This window comes from Sphingomonas arabinosi (assembly GCF_036663715.1).
GTDB lineage: Bacteria > Pseudomonadota > Alphaproteobacteria > Sphingomonadales > Sphingomonadaceae > Sphingomonas.
This window is the reverse complement of record NZ_JAXOJN010000012.1, coordinates 17,521-33,971: the sequence shown is the minus strand read 5'-3', so window position 1 is coordinate 33,971 and position 16,451 is coordinate 17,521. Positions and strand designations below refer to the sequence as shown.

At 66.5% G+C, this 16,451-nt stretch carries 21 protein-coding genes and 1 other RNA gene; 10 read left to right on the top strand and 12 right to left on the bottom strand.

Annotation, left to right across the window (positions count from 1 at the left end):
* The first annotated feature begins 2 nt into the window (after positions 1-2).
* From U1708_RS16545 to mtgA, 3 genes are read left to right on the top strand one after another with little or no spacing between them, the layout of a single operon-like run.
* Complete coding sequence (locus U1708_RS16545; RefSeq protein ID WP_332747018.1) at positions 3-644, top strand: FAD-dependent oxidoreductase; 642 nt, start codon at positions 3-5, stop codon at positions 642-644.
* Positions 645-682: 38 nt separating this feature from the next.
* On the top strand, positions 683-1,270 hold the full coding sequence (locus U1708_RS16540; RefSeq protein WP_332747016.1) for a flavin monoamine oxidase family protein: 588 nt from the start codon (positions 683-685) through the stop codon (positions 1,268-1,270).
* A 9-nt stretch (positions 1,271-1,279) separates the two neighbouring features.
* Complete coding sequence (gene mtgA / locus U1708_RS16535; RefSeq protein WP_332747014.1) at positions 1,280-1,957, top strand: monofunctional biosynthetic peptidoglycan transglycosylase; 678 nt, start codon at positions 1,280-1,282, stop codon at positions 1,955-1,957.
* 57 nt (positions 1,958-2,014) lie between these two features.
* Here the strand turns inward: mtgA and U1708_RS16530 are convergent, their stop codons facing one another.
* The 8 genes from U1708_RS16530 to U1708_RS16495 form a co-directional block, all read right to left on the bottom strand.
* Positions 2,015-2,338, bottom strand: coding sequence for a YbaB/EbfC family nucleoid-associated protein (locus U1708_RS16530; RefSeq protein ID WP_056063013.1), 324 nt, complete (start codon positions 2,336-2,338; stop codon positions 2,015-2,017).
* Complete coding sequence (locus tag U1708_RS16525) at positions 2,335-4,044, bottom strand: DNA polymerase III subunit gamma/tau (RefSeq protein ID WP_332747012.1); 1,710 nt, start codon at positions 4,042-4,044, stop codon at positions 2,335-2,337. The genes U1708_RS16530 and U1708_RS16525 overlap by 4 nt, the downstream gene beginning before the upstream one ends.
* A gap of 328 nt (positions 4,045-4,372) precedes the next feature.
* Positions 4,373-4,466, bottom strand: an RNA gene (gene ffs, locus U1708_RS16520) — signal recognition particle sRNA small type.
* Between the two features lie 58 nt (positions 4,467-4,524).
* Positions 4,525-4,764 carry a hypothetical protein gene (locus U1708_RS16515; RefSeq protein ID WP_332747011.1) on the bottom strand — a complete coding sequence of 80 codons (240 nt, stop codon included), beginning with the start codon at positions 4,762-4,764 and terminating at the stop codon, positions 4,525-4,527.
* Between the two features lie 93 nt (positions 4,765-4,857).
* Positions 4,858-5,172: a hypothetical protein gene (locus tag U1708_RS16510; protein WP_332747010.1), complete on the bottom strand. Its 315-nt coding sequence runs from the start codon at positions 5,170-5,172 to the stop codon at positions 4,858-4,860.
* Between the two features lie 124 nt (positions 5,173-5,296).
* A complete protein-coding gene (locus tag U1708_RS16505; RefSeq protein WP_332747009.1) occupies positions 5,297-5,602 on the bottom strand; it encodes a 2Fe-2S iron-sulfur cluster-binding protein in 306 nt (101 codons plus the stop codon).
* The gene (locus tag U1708_RS16500; RefSeq protein ID WP_332747008.1) at positions 5,599-6,918 is read right to left on the bottom strand and encodes a cysteine desulfurase family protein; all 1,320 of its coding nucleotides are present in this window, start codon (positions 6,916-6,918) and stop codon (positions 5,599-5,601) included. The genes U1708_RS16505 and U1708_RS16500 overlap by 4 nt, the downstream gene beginning before the upstream one ends.
* A complete protein-coding gene (locus U1708_RS16495) occupies positions 6,915-7,934 on the bottom strand; it encodes a cysteine desulfurase family protein (protein ID WP_332747006.1) in 1,020 nt (339 codons plus the stop codon). The genes U1708_RS16500 and U1708_RS16495 overlap by 4 nt, the downstream gene beginning before the upstream one ends.
* A gap of 81 nt (positions 7,935-8,015) precedes the next feature.
* On the opposite strand from U1708_RS16495, the gene U1708_RS16490 reads away from it, so the two are divergent.
* Positions 8,016-8,672 carry an alpha/beta hydrolase gene (locus U1708_RS16490; RefSeq protein ID WP_056048342.1) on the top strand — a complete coding sequence of 219 codons (657 nt, stop codon included), beginning with the start codon at positions 8,016-8,018 and terminating at the stop codon, positions 8,670-8,672.
* Positions 8,673-8,819: 147 nt separating this feature from the next.
* Here U1708_RS16490 and U1708_RS16485 read toward each other — a convergent pair whose 3' ends face one another.
* Positions 8,820-9,050 carry a hypothetical protein gene (locus U1708_RS16485; RefSeq protein WP_332747003.1) on the bottom strand — a complete coding sequence of 77 codons (231 nt, stop codon included), beginning with the start codon at positions 9,048-9,050 and terminating at the stop codon, positions 8,820-8,822.
* 46 nt (positions 9,051-9,096) lie between these two features.
* Between U1708_RS16485 and U1708_RS16480 the strand changes: the two genes are divergently transcribed.
* A complete protein-coding gene (locus tag U1708_RS16480; RefSeq protein ID WP_332747001.1) occupies positions 9,097-9,678 on the top strand; it encodes a hypothetical protein in 582 nt (193 codons plus the stop codon).
* Here the strand turns inward: U1708_RS16480 and U1708_RS16475 are convergent, their stop codons facing one another.
* On the bottom strand, positions 9,679-10,641 hold the full coding sequence (locus U1708_RS16475) for a threonine ammonia-lyase (protein WP_332746999.1): 963 nt from the start codon (positions 10,639-10,641) through the stop codon (positions 9,679-9,681).
* Between the two features lie 137 nt (positions 10,642-10,778).
* Here U1708_RS16475 and U1708_RS16470 point away from each other — a divergent pair, with 137 nt between their 5' ends.
* From U1708_RS16470 to U1708_RS16450, 5 genes are all read left to right on the top strand, one after another.
* The gene (locus U1708_RS16470) at positions 10,779-12,014 is read left to right on the top strand and encodes a type III PLP-dependent enzyme (protein ID WP_332746997.1); all 1,236 of its coding nucleotides are present in this window, start codon (positions 10,779-10,781) and stop codon (positions 12,012-12,014) included.
* A gap of 198 nt (positions 12,015-12,212) precedes the next feature.
* The gene (locus U1708_RS16465) at positions 12,213-13,283 is read left to right on the top strand and encodes a 1,9-bis(guanidino)-5-aza-nonane synthase (RefSeq protein WP_332746995.1); all 1,071 of its coding nucleotides are present in this window, start codon (positions 12,213-12,215) and stop codon (positions 13,281-13,283) included.
* Positions 13,284-13,492: 209 nt separating this feature from the next.
* Entirely contained in the window at positions 13,493-13,918 is a 426-nt protein-coding gene (locus U1708_RS16460; RefSeq protein WP_307084421.1) for an MAPEG family protein, read from the top strand.
* Between the two features lie 75 nt (positions 13,919-13,993).
* A complete protein-coding gene (locus U1708_RS16455; RefSeq protein ID WP_332746991.1) occupies positions 13,994-14,998 on the top strand; it encodes an alpha/beta hydrolase in 1,005 nt (334 codons plus the stop codon).
* Positions 14,999-15,087: 89 nt separating this feature from the next.
* A complete protein-coding gene (locus tag U1708_RS16450) occupies positions 15,088-15,279 on the top strand; it encodes a hypothetical protein (protein WP_332746989.1) in 192 nt (63 codons plus the stop codon).
* Between the two features lie 10 nt (positions 15,280-15,289).
* On the opposite strand, the gene U1708_RS16445 is transcribed toward U1708_RS16450, so the two are convergent.
* Both U1708_RS16445 and U1708_RS16440 read right to left on the bottom strand, forming a co-directional pair.
* Positions 15,290-15,961: an HAD-IA family hydrolase gene (locus U1708_RS16445; RefSeq protein ID WP_332746987.1), complete on the bottom strand. Its 672-nt coding sequence runs from the start codon at positions 15,959-15,961 to the stop codon at positions 15,290-15,292.
* A 241-nt stretch (positions 15,962-16,202) separates the two neighbouring features.
* Positions 16,203-16,385, bottom strand: a complete 183-nt coding sequence (locus U1708_RS16440; protein ID WP_307084414.1) for a CsbD family protein — start codon at positions 16,383-16,385, stop codon at positions 16,203-16,205.
* Between the last annotated feature and the right edge of the window lie 66 nt (positions 16,386-16,451).

Genomic DNA, 16,451 nt, shown 5'->3' with positions numbered 1-16,451 from the left:
TGGTGCGCACCGTCGTCATCGGCGGCGGTGCGGCCGGGATCGCGGCGGCAAGGACGCTGCATGACGCGGGGCTGGAAGTCCTGCTCATCGAGGCCTGCGACCGGCTCGGAGGCCGCGCCTGGAGCTTGTCCCTGAAAAGCTTGTTCCCCCGCGAGGGCAAGGGCCGGGACTGGAATCCCTCCACGGGGGAACATGTCGACGCTGGTTGCGGCTGGCTACATTCCGCCCAGCGAAATCCTTGGACGTCGATAGCAGAGGCTACCGGCTTCACTGTCGATCGCTCGGACGCGAACTGGCGTAGCCAATGGCGCAACCTTGGCTTCCCACCTGAGGATCAAGCCTCTTCCTCCAACCGCTTACCAAATCTGGAACGCGCGCGCAATGGCGGCGCTGGACGGCCCCGACCACCCCCTTTCCGACTTCATCGACGCCCACGACAAATGGCGCCCGAAGATCGACGCGATCTCGGGCTACGCCAACGGCGCGAACCTCAGCCAAGTTTCGCTCCACGATTGGGCCGCATACGAAGAGGCCTCCACAGACGACAACTGGACTGTGAGAGAAGGCTACGGCACGCTCGTGGCCAGCCACGCGGCCGGGCTGAACATCCACATCTCAACACCGGTCGCCCGGATCGACCATAGCGGCCGCGTCCTCAAGCTCGACACCCCCGCCGGCACAATTGAAGGCGGACCGCGTCGTCGTCTGCGTCCCGACCACCGTTCTCGCCAAATCGCAGATCGTCTTCGACCCGCCGCTCCCCGGCAAGCATGCCGCCGCTGCCGACCTCCCGCTCGGGCTCGCGGACAAGGTATTCCTCCACGTCGACCGCCCTGAATGGCCGACCAACGCGCACCTGATCGGCAACCCGTACAGCGCGTGTACCGCCAGCCACCGGTTGTCGCCGTTCGGCTGGCCAATCGTCGAGAGTTTCTTCGGGGGCGATTGTGCGGAGATGCTGGAGGACGGCGATGCGGCGCAGTTCGCGATCGACGAACTCGTCGGCCTGCTCGGCAGCGACTGGCGCAAGCGCTTCACGCCGCTCGCCGCGACCCGCTGGCGCAACGAACCCTTTATCGGCGGCAGCTACAGCCACGCGCGCGTCGGCCGGGCCGGGCAACGTGCCGTCCTCGCCGCGCCGGTCGACGGCCGCATCTATTTCGCCGGCGAAGCGTGCCACCCGTTCGACTTCTCGACCGCGCACGGGGCATACGAGACCGGGGTCGCGGCGGCACGGGCGGTCATTGGCGAGTCCGTGACGATCGCATAAGGAACGCCGATGGGCTTCCTCCGCATCTTCGCCAAGATCGTCTTCACGTTCGTGCTGGTCACGGGCGCCTGGGTCGGGCTGTACCGCTTCGTGCCGGTGCCGTTCACCTGGACGATGATGGGCGACCTGATGTCCGGGCACACCATCACCAAGGACTGGATGCCACTGTCGGAGATGGACCCGGACATGGCGCGCGCCGCGATCGCAGGCGAAGATTCGCGGTTCTGTTCGCATCACGGGTTCGATTTCAAGGCGATGGCGGGCGCTGCGGCGCGTAATGCGCAGGGCGGGCGGATCCGTGGCGGCTCGACGATCAGCCAGCAGACCGCGAAGAATGCGTTCCTGTTCCAGGGCGGTGGCTATGTGCGCAAAGCGTTCGAGGCGTATTTCACCGTGCTGATCGAAGTGCTGTGGCCGAAGCGGCGGATCATGGAAGTGTATCTCAACATCGCGGAGACCGGGATCGGGACGTACGGCGCGAACGCCGGGGCGATCCGGTATTTCAACCACGACGCGTCGAAGCTGTCGCCGACCGAGGCGGGGCGGATCGCAGCGGTGCTGCCATTGCCGAAGAAGCGCGCTGCGATCGACCCGCATGGGTTCGTGCGGAAGCACGGGAATACGTTGTCGCGGCGGGTTTCGGTGGTGCGGAACGACGGGCTGGACGGCTGCTTGCGCACGTCCTGATCGACACCGTCACCCCAGCGAAAGCCAGGGTGACGGCGCAAGGTTAGGTCGCAGGTATCAGAACGGCAGCTTGAAGCCTGGTGGCAGCTGCAACCCGCTGGTCATCTTCGACATTTCGCTACCCGACACGGCATCGGCCTTCGCACGCGCGTCGTTGAACGCGGCCGTCAGCAGGTCCTCGAGCATCTGCTTTTCGCTCACCTGCATCAGCGAATCGTCGATCGCGATGTTGATAATACGGCCCTTTGCGGAGGCCTTGATCTTGACCAGGCCGCCGCCGGATGCGCCCTCGACCTCGATCGTGTCGAGATTGGCCTGCGCCTTTTCCATCTCGCTCTGGACGTTCTGCGCCATGGCGAGGATTTCATCGATATTCTTCATGCGTTGCTCCTTTGACCTGGCCACGATTCGAGCTGAGCGTCCGGAAACGCAGCCACCGCGGCCTTCATGATGGGGGATTCGAGAATAGCCTGGCGCACCGCGGCGTCCGCGGCGTCCTGCGCCTCGCGCAATGTCGGCTCGCCGGGTGCGTCGACGATCGAGACCTTCCACGCCGTCCGCGTCACCGCCTTCAACAGCGTGTTGAGTTCGGCGAGCGTGTCCGCCGAGACCGGGCGGCTGCCGCTGAGCGCGAATTCGGGCGGCGCGTAGCTTACGACACGCGCACCGTGACGGAGGCGCGCGGCAATCGCGAGCCCGCCCGATTCGTCGAGCAGATCGACCAGCGCCTCAAACGTCGGCGGCAGGATCGGGCCGGTGGCCACGGGTTCTGGCGCCTTCGCAGCGGATGCCGCGTTCCAGGGCGGCGCTTCGCCGGACGGGGACACAGGTGGCGGCGGCGGTGACGACGCTGGTGCGGCCGCGGGGGCGCTGCCGCTGGCGATTTGCCGCGCCAACTCGCCGGGGTCCGGCAGCGTCGAAGCGTAGATCGCGCGCAGCAGCGCCATCTCCGCCGCCTCGATCGGGAGCGCCGCCTTGGCGACCTCGTCATGGCCCTTGAGGAACAGCTGCCACAGACGGTGGAGCGCGGGATAGCCGAGCGATGCCGCCCATTCCTCGCGCGCCGCACGCTCCTCCATCGGCTGCGCGGCATCGGGCGGCGTGCCGACCTTGGTCAGCGTGATGCCGTGGACGGTTTCGAGCAGCGAGCGGAGCACCGACAGCGGGTCGACGCCGTAGTCATATTGACGGCGCATCGAGGCGAGCGCCCCTGCCCCGTCGCCGGCGAGGATCAGCGTGAGCAGGTCACGCACCGCACCGCGATCGGACAGGCCGAGCATCTGGCGCACCGCGTCCGCGGTTACGCCGCCACCTTCGAGCCCGGCATGCGCGATAGCTTGGTCGAGGATCGACAGGCCGTCGCGCGCCGAGCCCTCCGCGGCGCGGGCGATCAGCATAAGCGCCTCGGGTTCGGCGACGACGCCCTCTTGTTCGGAAACCCAGGCGAAGTGCTTCGACAGTTGCTCGGCGGAGATGCGGCGCAAGTCGAAGCGCTGGCAGCGTGAGAGCACCGTCACCGGCACCTTGTTCACTTCCGTCGTCGCGAACAGGAATTTTACGTGGGGCGGCGGTTCCTCCAGCGTCTTCAGCAGCGCGTTGAACGCGTTCTTCGACAGCATGTGGACTTCGTCGATGATGTAGATCTTGAACCGCGCGGTCACCGCCGAATAACGCGACGCGTCGATGATCTCGCGGACGTCGTCGACGCCGGTGTGGCTGGCGGCGTCCATCTCGATCACGTCGATATGGCGGCCCTCGGCGATCGCGCAGCACGGCTCGCAGACGCCGCACGGGTCGATCGTCGGGCCACCGTCGCCGTCGGGGCCGATGCAGTTGAGCGCCTTGGCGATCAGTCGCGCGGTCGAGGTTTTGCCGACGCCGCGGACGCCGGTCATCAGGAAGGCGTGGGCGAGCCGGTCCCGCTTGATCGCGTTGCCGAGCGTCTGGACCATCGCATCCTGTCCGATCAGCTCGGAAAAGGTCTGCGGACGGTATTTCCGTGCGAGCACGCGGTAGGCGACGTCCCCTGTTTGGGCTGGCGCCTTAGCCGGCTGCGGGGGTTCGCCCAAGTCGAAGGAATCTGACATTCCGGTCGTCATAGCGGGTGCTGCGCGTGCTGTCGAAGGGGAGTGAAGTATAGGAAGTATAGACGCTGGGAAGAGTCTGTACTTCGCTTGGCGCGGCGGCTTGCGGGGGCGGTTTTGGCGGGGGTGTGGGTCATGAGCCGGGCTTGGCACGGGGTGATCGTGTAGGACACTGGTTTGGAACGTTTGGGGAACGGGTGGTTGCGTTCCGGGCCGCTGATGGTGTTCGGCGTGCTTGAGGAGACGTTTAGAAGTGCGCTGCGGCTTAGCCGCATCGTCAGTCAGCGCTCCCGCGCTGCTGGCCGCGCTCACGTTTGCTGGCAAACGTTCGCGGTGGGAGCCGGGACGACCCGTAGCTGAGTCGTTGTGGCTGCTTCCTTCCGGATCTGACCAAGTTGGCGACGACCACGTCCGCCCGACTCCCGCGGCGCATATGGCGGGGTCGGGCGGGATGATCAAGCCGCTTTAGGCGCGGGCTCGGTCTTAGCGACGAACGCGGACCGTGCGGCAGACGCGCTGACGATGATGGTTGCGGTAGACGTTGCGGCAAACCTGGCGCGTGCGGACGACGTGGCGACGATAGCCCGGACGGTTGTCGTTGTGACGCACGACGGTGCGCTCATGGACGACCGTGCGCTGTGCCGAGGCTTCGGCGGCGATGCCGACCGGTGCGAGCCCGGTGAGTGCGACGAGACCGGCGGCGGCGAGGGTGAACAACTTCATGATAATCTCCTACTGGGTGCGAACTCCGCTGAGCCCTGCAACCTATGTTAATAAACTAGGCTCGGTCGTTACGGTTCCGTATCAGCGCGCGATTTAGCGGCGGAAGCAGCGACGGACCGGCCCGTAATAGCCACGCTCGATCCGGCATACGACGCGCGTGCGGCCATAGCCGCGGGGTCCGCGATACCCGTAGCCACCACCACGATACCCGCCGCGGTAGCCGCGATAGCCGTGACGCGGACCGTCCCAGCCACGACGGCCGTGCCAACCGCGGTTACCATGCGGCCCATGCCAGCCGGGGCCGCCGCGTGGGCCGTCCCAGCCGTGGCGCTGGGCGTCGGCGGGGGCTGCGGCAAAGACGGTTCCCGCGGCCAGGGCGCCAGCGGCGAACATTGCGATGATCTTCATGTCCGGTACTCCTCTCAAGACCTCGTACATTGAGGCGATGAGGGGATAATCCGCTTCCGGCCGTGCACGTTCCATGAACCGGCCGTTGTCTTCCTGTAAGCTTTGCTGTCCGAATTTGGCTGGCTTAACCGGGGATCCGCACGGTCAGTCCGTCGAGCGCGTCGGTCAGGCGGATCTGGCAGGCGAGACGGCTGGTGCGCGTCGCATTGTGCACGAGATCGAGCATGTCCTCCTCGTCCTCGCTTGCCGGCGGCAGACGGGCGAAATCGGCGGGGTCGACGATGACGTGGCAGGTCGCGCAGGACAGCTGGCCTTCGCAGGTGCCTTCGAGTGGCTGGTTATGCGCCTGCGCGGCATCGAGCAGGCGGTCGCCGGGGGTTGCGGCGGCCGTGGTCGCGGTGCCGTCGCGGGCGATGAAGCGGACGATCATGGCCATTGCGCCTCGGCTGCGGCGACGATCGCATCGATAGCGTCGCGGAGTTCGGTTTCGGTGGTGTATCGGCCGAAGCCCAGGCGGATGCTGGAGCGCGCTTCTTTTTCCGTGAGGCCGATCGCGCGGAGGACGTGGCTGGAGCGGCCCGAACCGCTGGCACAGGCGGAACCGGCGGAGAAGGCGATGTCGCGCAGGTCGGACATCAGGCGATTCACGTCGAGGCCTTCGCGGCGGATGTTGAGGTTGCCGTGATAGCGGGAGTCGGTCGCGCCGTTGATCGTCCAGCCGGGGCCGAGGCGGTCCAGCGCAAGCGACCAGAGACGGTCGATGTGCGCGCCATCCTGATCCTTGCGGTCGGCCATGAGTTGCGCGGCAACGCCGAAGCCGGCGCAGAGTGCGGGCGAGAGTGTGCCGGAGCGGCCGGGGGCTTCCTGTCCGCCGCCGTGCATCAGGGGGGCGAGGTCGATGCCGTCTCGAATCCAGAGTGCGCCGATGCCCTTGGGGCCGTGGATCTTGTGTGCGGAGATGGCGACGAGGTCGACGGTGCTTGGGATTGCTACCCGGCCATACCCCTGGACCACGTCGCAGAGCATCAGCGCGCCGGCTGCGTGGGTGGCGTCGGCGAGCGCGGCGATCGGCTGGATGACGCCGATCTCGTTGTTGACGAGCATCGCGGTGACTAGACGGGTCCCCGGGGGGATCGCGGGGCAGGCTGTGTCGGGGTCGACTGGCGTGGATCGACTTTCGACTTCCCCCTTCCCTGGAAGGGAGGGGTCGGGGGCGACTTCTCCCCTCCCTGGAAGGGAGGGGCTGGGGGTGGGTTGGCCAGCTTTTGCCGCCGACGTTCGATCATACGGAAGCCGACCCACCCCTGACCCCTCCCTTCCAGGGAGGGGAGAAGAGTCGTGCTGACTGCCTGCACCTTGAATGTCGCTTCCACAAAGGCCGTCTGCGCCGAAACTTAGGCCGCTGGCGCCGACTGGGAGGATCGTGACGTGACGGGCCCTCGCCGCCTCCGCTGCCACCGTGTCGAGGACGGCCGCGTGTTCGGTAGCCAGGGTAACGATCGGTCCGGTCGTGCCCTTGATCGCCCAGTTGAGCGCCTCGGTCGCGCCGCTGGTGAAGGCGACGCGGCCCCCGGGCGGGAGCAGTGCGGCAACCTGGTCGCGCGCGACTTCGACGGCGGCTTTGGCGCGACGGCCTTCGCGGTGGGGGGAATGCGGGTTGGCGTGCTGCGATTCGAGCCAGGGGAGCATCGCGGCGAGCGCTTCGGGCGCGAGCGGGGTGGTCGCCTGGTAGTCGAGATAGGTCATGCCGCTCGCCTTATGTCGGTGGCGATGCGCGTCCAGGCTTCGGCGAACCTGGCGACGTCGTCCGCGGTCGTGGTCCAGCCGAAGCTGACTCGGACGACTTCGGCGGCGGCTTCGGGAGAGTAGCCCATTGCAGCGAGGACGTGGCTCGGGCGCATGCTGCCCGACGAGCAGGCGCTACCCGCGGAGACGGCGAACCCGGCCATGTCGAGGCGGATCAACTGCGCGGCGGAGCTGACGCCCGGCATGCGGTAGGAGGCGATCGTGGGGAGGCGCGGGGCGTGCTGCGCGACGATCTCGCCGCCGCCCGCGAGGATCGCGGCGTCGAGCGTGGCGCGGAGATCGGCCATGTCCGCGAACCAGTCCCGGGGGGCTTCGAGTGCGGCGGCGAAACCCAGCGCGCCGGGGAGGTTCTCGGTGCCGCCGCGATAGCCGCGTTCCTGTCCGCCGGTCGGGTCGAGCAGGCTGAGGTCGCGGACCAGCAGCGCGCCGATGCCGGGGGGGCCACCGAGCTTGTGCGCGGACACGATGACGAGTTCAGCGTCGGGGAGCGGGAGCTTGCCGGCGGTCTGCGCGCAGTCGGCGATGCGGAAGCCGGTGGCGGAGCCTTGCAGAACGCCGGTTTCGCTGTTGGCGGACTGGAGCGCGATCGACCCTGAGCCCTCCCGATTCATCACGATGCCGCTGGCATCGACGTCGAGCATGACCGGCTGTTCCGCGGCTCGGAGAATAGCGTCATGCTCCAACGCCGCTACGCCGATGCCCGGCCGCCCCCGCAACGCGAGCGCCGCGGACTCGCTGGCGCCGCTCGTCAGGATTACGTGATGCGGCCAGTCCAGCGCCTTGGCGATACGCCTCCGAGCATCCTCCAGCGCAGCCCGCGCCGCGCGACCCTCGGCATGCGGCGAGGACGGGTTCGCCCAGCGCGCCATGCCTTCCGCAACCGCCGCCATCGCCTCGGGGCGCATCGGCGTGGTGGCGGCGTGATCGAGGTAGATGCGGGACAGGACCGGTTCCAATTGCGAAAAGGGGCTCGAACGCTATATAGCGCGCATAATCAGGCACTCCACCCGAGTGCGTATCCCAGCTCGCGAGTGCCCATGCCAGAAGTCATTTTCCCCGGCCCCGAAGGCCGTCTCGAAGGTCGTTTTGCGCCGGGCCCGCGTCCGCGCGCGCCGGTCGCGATGATCCTCCACCCGCATCCGTCGGCCGGTGGCACGATGAACAACGCGATCGTCCAGCAGCTCTACAAGACTTTCCAGCGGCGTGGCTTTGCGACGCTTCGGTTCAACTTCCGCGGTGTGGGGAAGAGCCAGGGCGTGTTCGACAATGGCGTCGGCGAGCTGAGCGATGCGGCGAGCGCGCTCGACTGGGTGCAGAGCTTCCACCCCGAGGCGCAGACGACCTGGATCGCGGGCGTCAGCTTTGGTGCGTGGATCGGCATGCAGCTGCTGATGCGCCGTCCGGAAATCCGCGGGTTCATTTCGGTCGCACCGCCGGCGAACCTGTACGACTTCACGTTCCTTGCGCCTTGTCCGTCGAGCGGGATCATCATCCAGGGGGAGGCCGACGAGGTCGCTACGCCGGGGGCTACGCAGAAGCTGGTGGATAAGCTGCGGACGCAGAAGCACATTACCATCCATCACGATACGATTCCGAAGGCTAACCACTTCTTCGAGCATGAGATGCCGGAGTTGATGGGGAGCGTGGACAAGTATCTGGATATGCGGTTGGACCCGAACTCGCCGATTAGGTGATTCTGTCCTTCTCCCCCTCGGGGAGAAGGTGGCGCGGCAGTGTCGGATGAGGGGGAGTTGGGATGGGCTAGCGCGTGCCAACTCCCCTGTCCCTTCCCACCGCAAGCGCGGCAGGCCCCTTCCCTCTCCCCCGCAGGGGCGAGGGAGTTAGAGCGTCCAGATTGCTACGTTGGCCAGCAGGACGGCGGCCATTACAAGCATCAGCACGCCTTTCTTCGTGTCCTGCCTCTTCACGATCAGCGCCATCCCGCCGATCAGGCAGGCGAACATCGCCAGCATGGCGATAACAGGGGCTGCGGCGGCGATGCTGGTCAGGGCGGGGGTCATGCCGTCCGATACGCCACGCAGCGCCGGGATTGAAGCGCGTTGACTTCGCACGGCGCGGCAATAGCTTGGCAACCTCGATCGAACACTCGGAGGTAAGATGCTGGCCTTTCTCGCGATGATCGCCGCGCAGACACCTCCCCCAGCCGATTGCCGGTACGACAAGCCCGCGATGCTGGCGCTCGACGAACGCGCGTTCGACCAGACCATGACCGGAGGCTGGCGCACGCTCGCCAACGCCGGATGCGATGCGCAGGCCGCCGACCTGATCGCTGAGTGGCGGGCGGGGCATCCCGCCAACCCGCGCACCGCCGGGCTGTTGCGGTGGCACGAAGGCCAGTTGCGCGCGAACGCTGGGCAGACAGCGCGCGCGGTGGCGCTGTTCGAAGCGGCGCGAAGGCCTACGGGGGAGGATGCGGGGTTCGGCTGGAATCTCTATGTCGACGGCAGCATCGCGTTTCTGCGCCGTGATCTTGCCGGACTGGATACCGCCCGTGCCAAGCTTGCCGCGCTGCCGCGCCCGGCCGGCTATGCTCCGGTCGGTCCGGACGGCAAGCCGCGCGCCTATGCGTGGCCGATGAACCTCAACATTCTCGACGGGTTCGTCGCGTGCTGGAACCAGAGCTACAAGCAGGCCTATGCGTGCGCGAAGCCGGCGGTGAAGACCCTGCCGCCAGCCTAGTCAGCCAGCCATCGCCTTTGCGTAAGCGGCGAGGTCGACGTTGCCGCCGGAGAGGATGACGAGCAGGCCGGGTTCCAGCTTTACCTTGCCGGCGAGCACCGCAGCCAGCCCGACCGCGCCGCCGGGTTCGATCACCAAGCGCAATTTCTCCGCGGCCCAGCGCTGTGCCGCAGCAATTTCCGGTTCGCTGACCGCCACGCCGGTCGCGTCGCGGCTGGAGAGGACATCGAAGGTCAGTGGCGACACGCGCAACGTCTGGAGCGAGTCGCAGGCGGTCGGCGGCGGGTTGGGGCCGACGGGTTCGATCCAGGAGGCTTCGAGCGAGCGGCGCATGTCGTCCCAGCCTTCGGGCTCGACGACGGTGATCGCGCTGTCCTTCAGCGCCAGCGCGATGCCTGCCGAGAGGCCACCACCGCCGCACGGGATTATCACGCGGCTCGGCACGCCCAAGCCGAGCGCCGCCATCTGTGCGGCGGCCTCGATGCCCGTGCTCCCCTGCCCTTCGATGATCCACGGATCGTCGAAGCTCGGCACCAGCGTCGCGCCGCGCGCTTCGGCCAACTGCGCGGCGATCGCCTCGCGGCTTTCGGTTGCGCGGTCGTAGGTGACCACCTCCGCACCCAGTGCCAGCGTCGACTCGCGCTTCAGGCGCGGCGCATCGGACGGCATCACGATCGTCGCCGCGATGCCGAGCCGCTTGGCTGCCCAGGCAACGCCCTGTGCGTGATTGCCCGACGAAAACGCGACGACACCTTTTTTTCGCGCGGCTTCGTCCAATGCGGTGAGCCGATGCCACGCACCGCGAATCTTGAACGCGCCGATCGGTTGCAACGATTCGGCCTTGAACGCGACCGGTACACCCTTGATTTCACTTAAAAACAGCGGGGTCGGCGGGAGTATCCGCGCGATCTTTTCCGCGGCGTCCCGTACCCCCGCCCGCGTCGGCTGTCGCAAAATCGTCACACACTGGCTCCTATGCGCCCAACCCTATTTACATGGGGGGCAAGCGACCGTAGATCGCGCTTCCGCTGCCCCATGGGACTTCCAACCGCAAGGCAGTGTTTTCGTAATTTGTCTCAGGACATTGGAGGTCCCTTGAATTGGTCAAGCATCATATCGCGCTGGGGTTAGCGAAAGCCCATTCGACCGCCGACACCTCCCACATCGGGAGCGGCATCGACATCGCTAAAGGGCGCCCGGTCAACCCGGTAACGCTCGTTCGTCCGCACGCTGCTGCGCGCGCCGCTCGGTTCTTCGTCGAGAAGTTCCCGGGCCGCTCGATGTATGCGGTCAAGGCGAACCCGTCTCCCGAACTCCTGCAGATCCTGTGGGACAATGGCATCACGCATTACGACGTGGCGTCGATCGCCGAAGTGCGCCTGGTCGCACGGACGCTCCCCGAGGCTACGCTCTGCTTCATGCACCCGGTCAAGGCCGAGGAAGCGATCGCCGAGGCGTATTTCACGCACGGTGTCCGCACCTTCAGCCTCGACAGCCTGGAAGAGCTGGACAAGGTCGTTCGTGCCACCCGCGAAGCAACCGACCTGACGCTGTGCGTGCGTCTGCGCGTGTCGTCGGAGCATTCGAAGCTGAGCCTAGCGTCGAAGTTCGGTGCGGCCCCGCACGAAGCCAAGGAGCTGCTGTTCGCGGCTCGCCAAGCGGCGGATGCACTCGGCATCTGCTTCCATGTCGGTTCGCAGGCGATGACCCCGGAGGCCTATTCGAACGCGATGGAGCGCGTCCGTGCGGCGATCGTCGAGGCGGCGGTCACGGTCGACGTGATCGACGTCGGCGGCGGCTTCCCGTCGTCGTACCCCGGCATGGAGCCCCCGCCGCTCGAGCATTTCTTCGAGACGATCCACCGTGCGTTCGAATCGCTGCCGGTCAGCTATTCGTCCGAGCTGTGGTGCGAGCCGGGCCGGGCATTGTGCGCGGAATATTCGTCGATCATCGTGCGCGTCGAAAAGCGTCGCGGGACCGAGCTGTATATCAACGACGGCGCTTACGGCGCGCTGTTCGATGCGGCGCATATAGGCTGGCGTTTTCCGACCGAACTGCTCCGCGAGCCGGACAGCCGTGCGAAGGACATGGAGTTCAGCTTCTATGGTCCGACGTGCGACGACATGGATTACATGGTCGGCCCGTTCATGCTGCCCGCGGACACGCAGGCTGGCGATTATATCGAGATCGGCATGCTGGGCGCGTACGGCTCGGCGATGCGGACCGCGTTCAACGGGTTCGGATCGGACGAGACGGTGATCGTTACGGATGAGCCGATGGTTTCGCTGTATGACGAGCGGTTCCAGGACCTCGCGTCGAACGTCGTCAAGCTGTAACCAACACCAAGTAATCGCTCGCTCTTCGTCTTCCCCTCCCGCTGGGTCCCATCAAAGTACTACTTTGACGGGTGCCCTTTGCGGGAGGGGACCGAGGGGTGGGCGCGCGTTTTCCACATCCGGAGCGTTCGCGGTGAGCGGGCGCCCACCCCCTAGCCCCCTCCCGCAGGCGGGAGGGGGGATCAGGAGAAATTAGACATGACCGAAGCCCCCTCCGACACCCGCATCGACGCGCAGCGCAAGGCGGAACTCCTCTCGACCACCGTCGAGCATATCGACATCAAGAGCTTCGACGCGCGGCCGATCGTCGACGCGATGAAGAAGATGTCGTTCACCAGCCGCGATCTCGGCCGTGCGACCGACATCTACAACCAGATGCTCGCCGACAAGGACTGCACGATCTTCCTCGTGATCGCGGGCTCGACCTCGGCCGGCGGTTGCATGGACCTGTATGCCGAGCTGCTGCGCAACAACATGATCGACGGCATCGTCGCGACCGGCGCGACGATCGTCGACATGGATTTCTTCGAGGGCCTCGGCCACAAGCATTATCAGGCGCTCGAAGTGCCGCACGACGACGTGCTGCGCTCGCTGATGATCGACCGGATCTACGACACCTATATCGACGAGGAAGAGCTTCAGCACGTCGACCACACGATCTTCGAGATCGCCGAGACGCTCGAGCCGCGCGCCTATTCGAGCCGCGAGTTCATTCGCGAGATGGGCAAGTATCTTGTCGAGCACGGCAAGAAGGAGAACAGCCTCGTCAAGCTCGCCTACGAGCATGACGTGCCGATCTTCTGCCCGGCATTCGTCGATTCGTCGGCCGGCTTCGGTCTGGTCAAGCACCAGGTCGACGCGGTGAAGGCGGGCAAGCCGTACATGGTCCTCGACGCGATCGCCGACTTCCGCGAGCTGACCGAGATCAAGATCAAGGCGGGCACCACCGGGCTGCTGATGATCGGTGGCGGCGTGCCGAAGAACTTCATCCAGGACACGGTGGTTTGCGCCGAGATCCTCGGTCACGACGACGTCCAGGTCCACAAGTATGCGGTGCAGATCACTGTTGCCGACGTTCGCGACGGTGCGTGCTCGTCGTCGACGCTGCAGGAAGCGGCTTCGTGGGGCAAGGTGAACACGGGTATCGAGCAGATGGTGTTCGCGGAAGCGGGCTCGGTAATGCCGCTGCTGGCGTCGGATGCGTATCATCGTGGGCTCTGGAAGGACCGCCCGGTCCGCAAGTGGGGCGCGAGCTTCGACAAGGCCTGAGGAGGCCTCGCTGATCCTCCCACGCTAGGGGGAGGTGGCGCGAAGCGACGGAGGGGGCGGCGGCGATAACCTCGGTTTGCCCTTTCCTCCCCATCCGTCAGGCAAGAGCCTGCCACCTCCCCCTGGCGGGGGAGGATCAGAATCGATCTACGTTGCCCCTTCCGGGCAATTGATGCAGCCTCCTCCGGGTAACCGGGGGAGGCTTTTTCATGCACAGCGAGATCCTGCGACCGATGGTCGTCCTCATCGCGTGGACGCTCGTGATGCTGGGCTGGATGCTCGTCACCCGGCTGCCGGCAATGAAGGCGGCTGGGGTCGACATGGGCACGCTTGTCGGGACCAAGGCGTCCGATGCCGACCGGTCGTTGCCGCCTCAGGCGCAGTGGAAGGCGCACAACTACAATCATCTGATGGAACAGCCGACGCTGTTCTACGCGGTCTGCGCCGTGCTCGCGCTCAGCGGCACGGGCAACGGCGTCAACGCGTGGATCGCCTGGGCCTATGTCGGGCTGCGGATCGCTCACAGCCTGGCGCAGGCGACCAGTAATCGCGTCCGCATCCGCTTCCTGTTCTTCATGCTCTCGAGCGTGATGCTCGCCGCGCTCACGCTGCACGCGGCTTTGGCGGTGTTTTGAGGTGTCGATGCGAATAATCGCCGTTCGCGTCATACGCCCCTCCCCCGACGCCGATCGATCGTCTAGAAATCCGGCATGACCTTCGACCGCCGCTCGCTTCTTACCCTTCCCCTCGCCGCCGGGCTGACGCTACCGGCGTTCGCGCGGACCGGTGCGCAATCGACTGCTGGCCAGCCTCGCGCGACGGACGTGCCGATGTGGCCGCCGACCGAGCGGTTCGCGCTGTGGCCCGGTATTCCGCAGGGCGCGCCGAACCCGTTGCCGGTCCCGCAACCCCGCATGCCGCGGTACCCCGACGGCTATCGCGATTTCCAGATGCGCGGCGTGGTACGTCCCGAGGTCGGCGTGTTCCGGCCTGCGCGTCCCGACGGCCGCGCGGTGCTGATCGTGCCCGGCGGCGGCTATTCGATAACGTCGCTGCGCAACGAGGGCATCGACGTCGCGCACGCGCTGAACGCGTTCGGGATCACCGCGTTCGTGCTGAGCTATCGCTTGCCGGGCGAAGGTTGGGCGGATCGCGCCGACGTACCGCTGGCCGATGCGCAGCGGGCGATGCGGCTGATCCGCGCCAACGCACGCAGCTATGGGATCAGGGCGGAGAAGCTCGGCGTGCTCGGCTTCTCGGCTGGCGGACATCTGGCCGGGTCCTTGACCGTATTGCCCGACTACAAGGCCTATCGTACCGTCGACGCGGCCGATCGCCATTCCGCCCGTCCCGCCTGGGCCGGACTCATGTATGCGGTTTCGAACATGGATCCCGGGCGCAGCCATGGCGGGTCGCGCGCGAACTTGCTGGGCCCCGACCCGCTGCCCGCGGTGCAGGCGCGCTATGCGATCGACCGCCAGCTCAAGGCTGGCGCTCCACCCTTGTTCCTCGTCCATGCCGAGGACGACAACACCGTTCCGGTCGCCAACAGCGTCGACACGCTCGCCGCGGTGCGCCGCGCCGGTATTCCCGCCGAAGCGCACTTCCTGCAACATGGTGGCCACGGTTTCGGCACGCGCCTGTCGCCGCGTTCCCCGGGGTCTTTGTGGCCGCAGCTGTTCGACCGGTGGATGGGCGAACTCGTTTCCGGCTGATCGCTTTGGCGCGATGCTCGGCAGAGCTTGCCGGGTTACAGGGAGCTTGCGGCCTGACGACGCGTTGATCGTGCGACGGGAGACTTGCGATGACACTGCCCTTTGCCGAACCACGCGACGTGTTTCACGAAAACGGGGAGGTCATCATCGACGGCCCCAATGGCTGCGTGATCGCGATGACGCCGGAAGCCGCATTGCGTACGGCCGGGCGTCTCGACGAAGCCGCGCTGAACGAACTGATCGCTCGCGCTGCGAACGCTGCTGGTAGCCGGCCGGGGTGAGTAGATACTGCTAGCTTGAGGGGGTCGTAACGAGCGTCAGGGTTCCGTCCGGTTCGACGGTGGTCGAAATACCGAGATAGTTCGGCACGTGCGGATGGAGACCGCGAACGCCGTGCCCTGGCCGATGCGTCGCCGTGATGACGAGCACGTCGGCGCCAGCGGCTTCGCCCGCGGCGATGCCGGCGGCCGCATCCTCGAACACCAGGCAATCGCGTGCGGCGACGCCGAGCCGTTCGGCGGCGACCAGGAAACAGTCGGGGGCGGGCTTTCCGTTGGGGATGTCGTCCGCGGCGATCATCGTTACGGGGATCGGCAGGCCCGCTGCCCTGAGGCGGACTTCGGCGAGCGCGCGCGGGGCCGAAGTCACGATCGTCCAGCGTTCGGGGGGCAGGCTGGCGAGGAACGCGGCTGCACCGGCGATCGGTTCGATGTCGTCCACATCCACCATCTCGGCAGCGGTGATCGCAGCGGCTTCCGCGACCGGGTCGACGCCGGGGAGGTTCAGGCGGCGAACCGTCTCGACCGACTGCACGCCGTGGATCGTTGGCACGAACGTCGCGGCGTCGAGACCGTGTGCGATCGCCCATTTGGTCCAGGTGCGCTCGGCGGAGGCGATCGAGGTGAGGATCGTGCCGTCCATGTCGAATAGGAACGCGGCGTAGCTGCGGGTGGGGAGGGTCATGTGGGCGCTCGTGATGGGGTTTGACGGGTTGAGCAAGAAGGTTTGGTTTAGCTCTCTGCACCACCCCGGCGGAGGCCGGGGCCCAATTGGGATGCCTGAGGTAACAGCGCGGCGACCTCGATCACTATCGTCCCCCAATTGGGCCCCGGCCTTCGCCGGGGTGGAGCTGTAGAAGCGTTACGCAAAGAAAAGGCCGCTCCGGTTTCCCGAAGCGGCCTGTATTCTCACATCAAGCGGAAGCTTAGATGTCGTCGCCGAGCGCGCCCTTGACGCTGCCCTTGACGTTCTGCGCAGTACCCTTGGTCTGCTGCGCCTCGCCTTCGGCTACCAACCGGTCGTTGTCGGTTGCCTTGCCGACGGCTTCCTTGACGTTGCCTGCGACCTTGTTGCCGGCTGCTGCAACCTTATCGGTGAACTCGCCCATGAAGGCCTCCATTGTCTATGCGAACCCGACTGCCGGGCCGCTTGATCTTGCGAAGGTATAACGGCT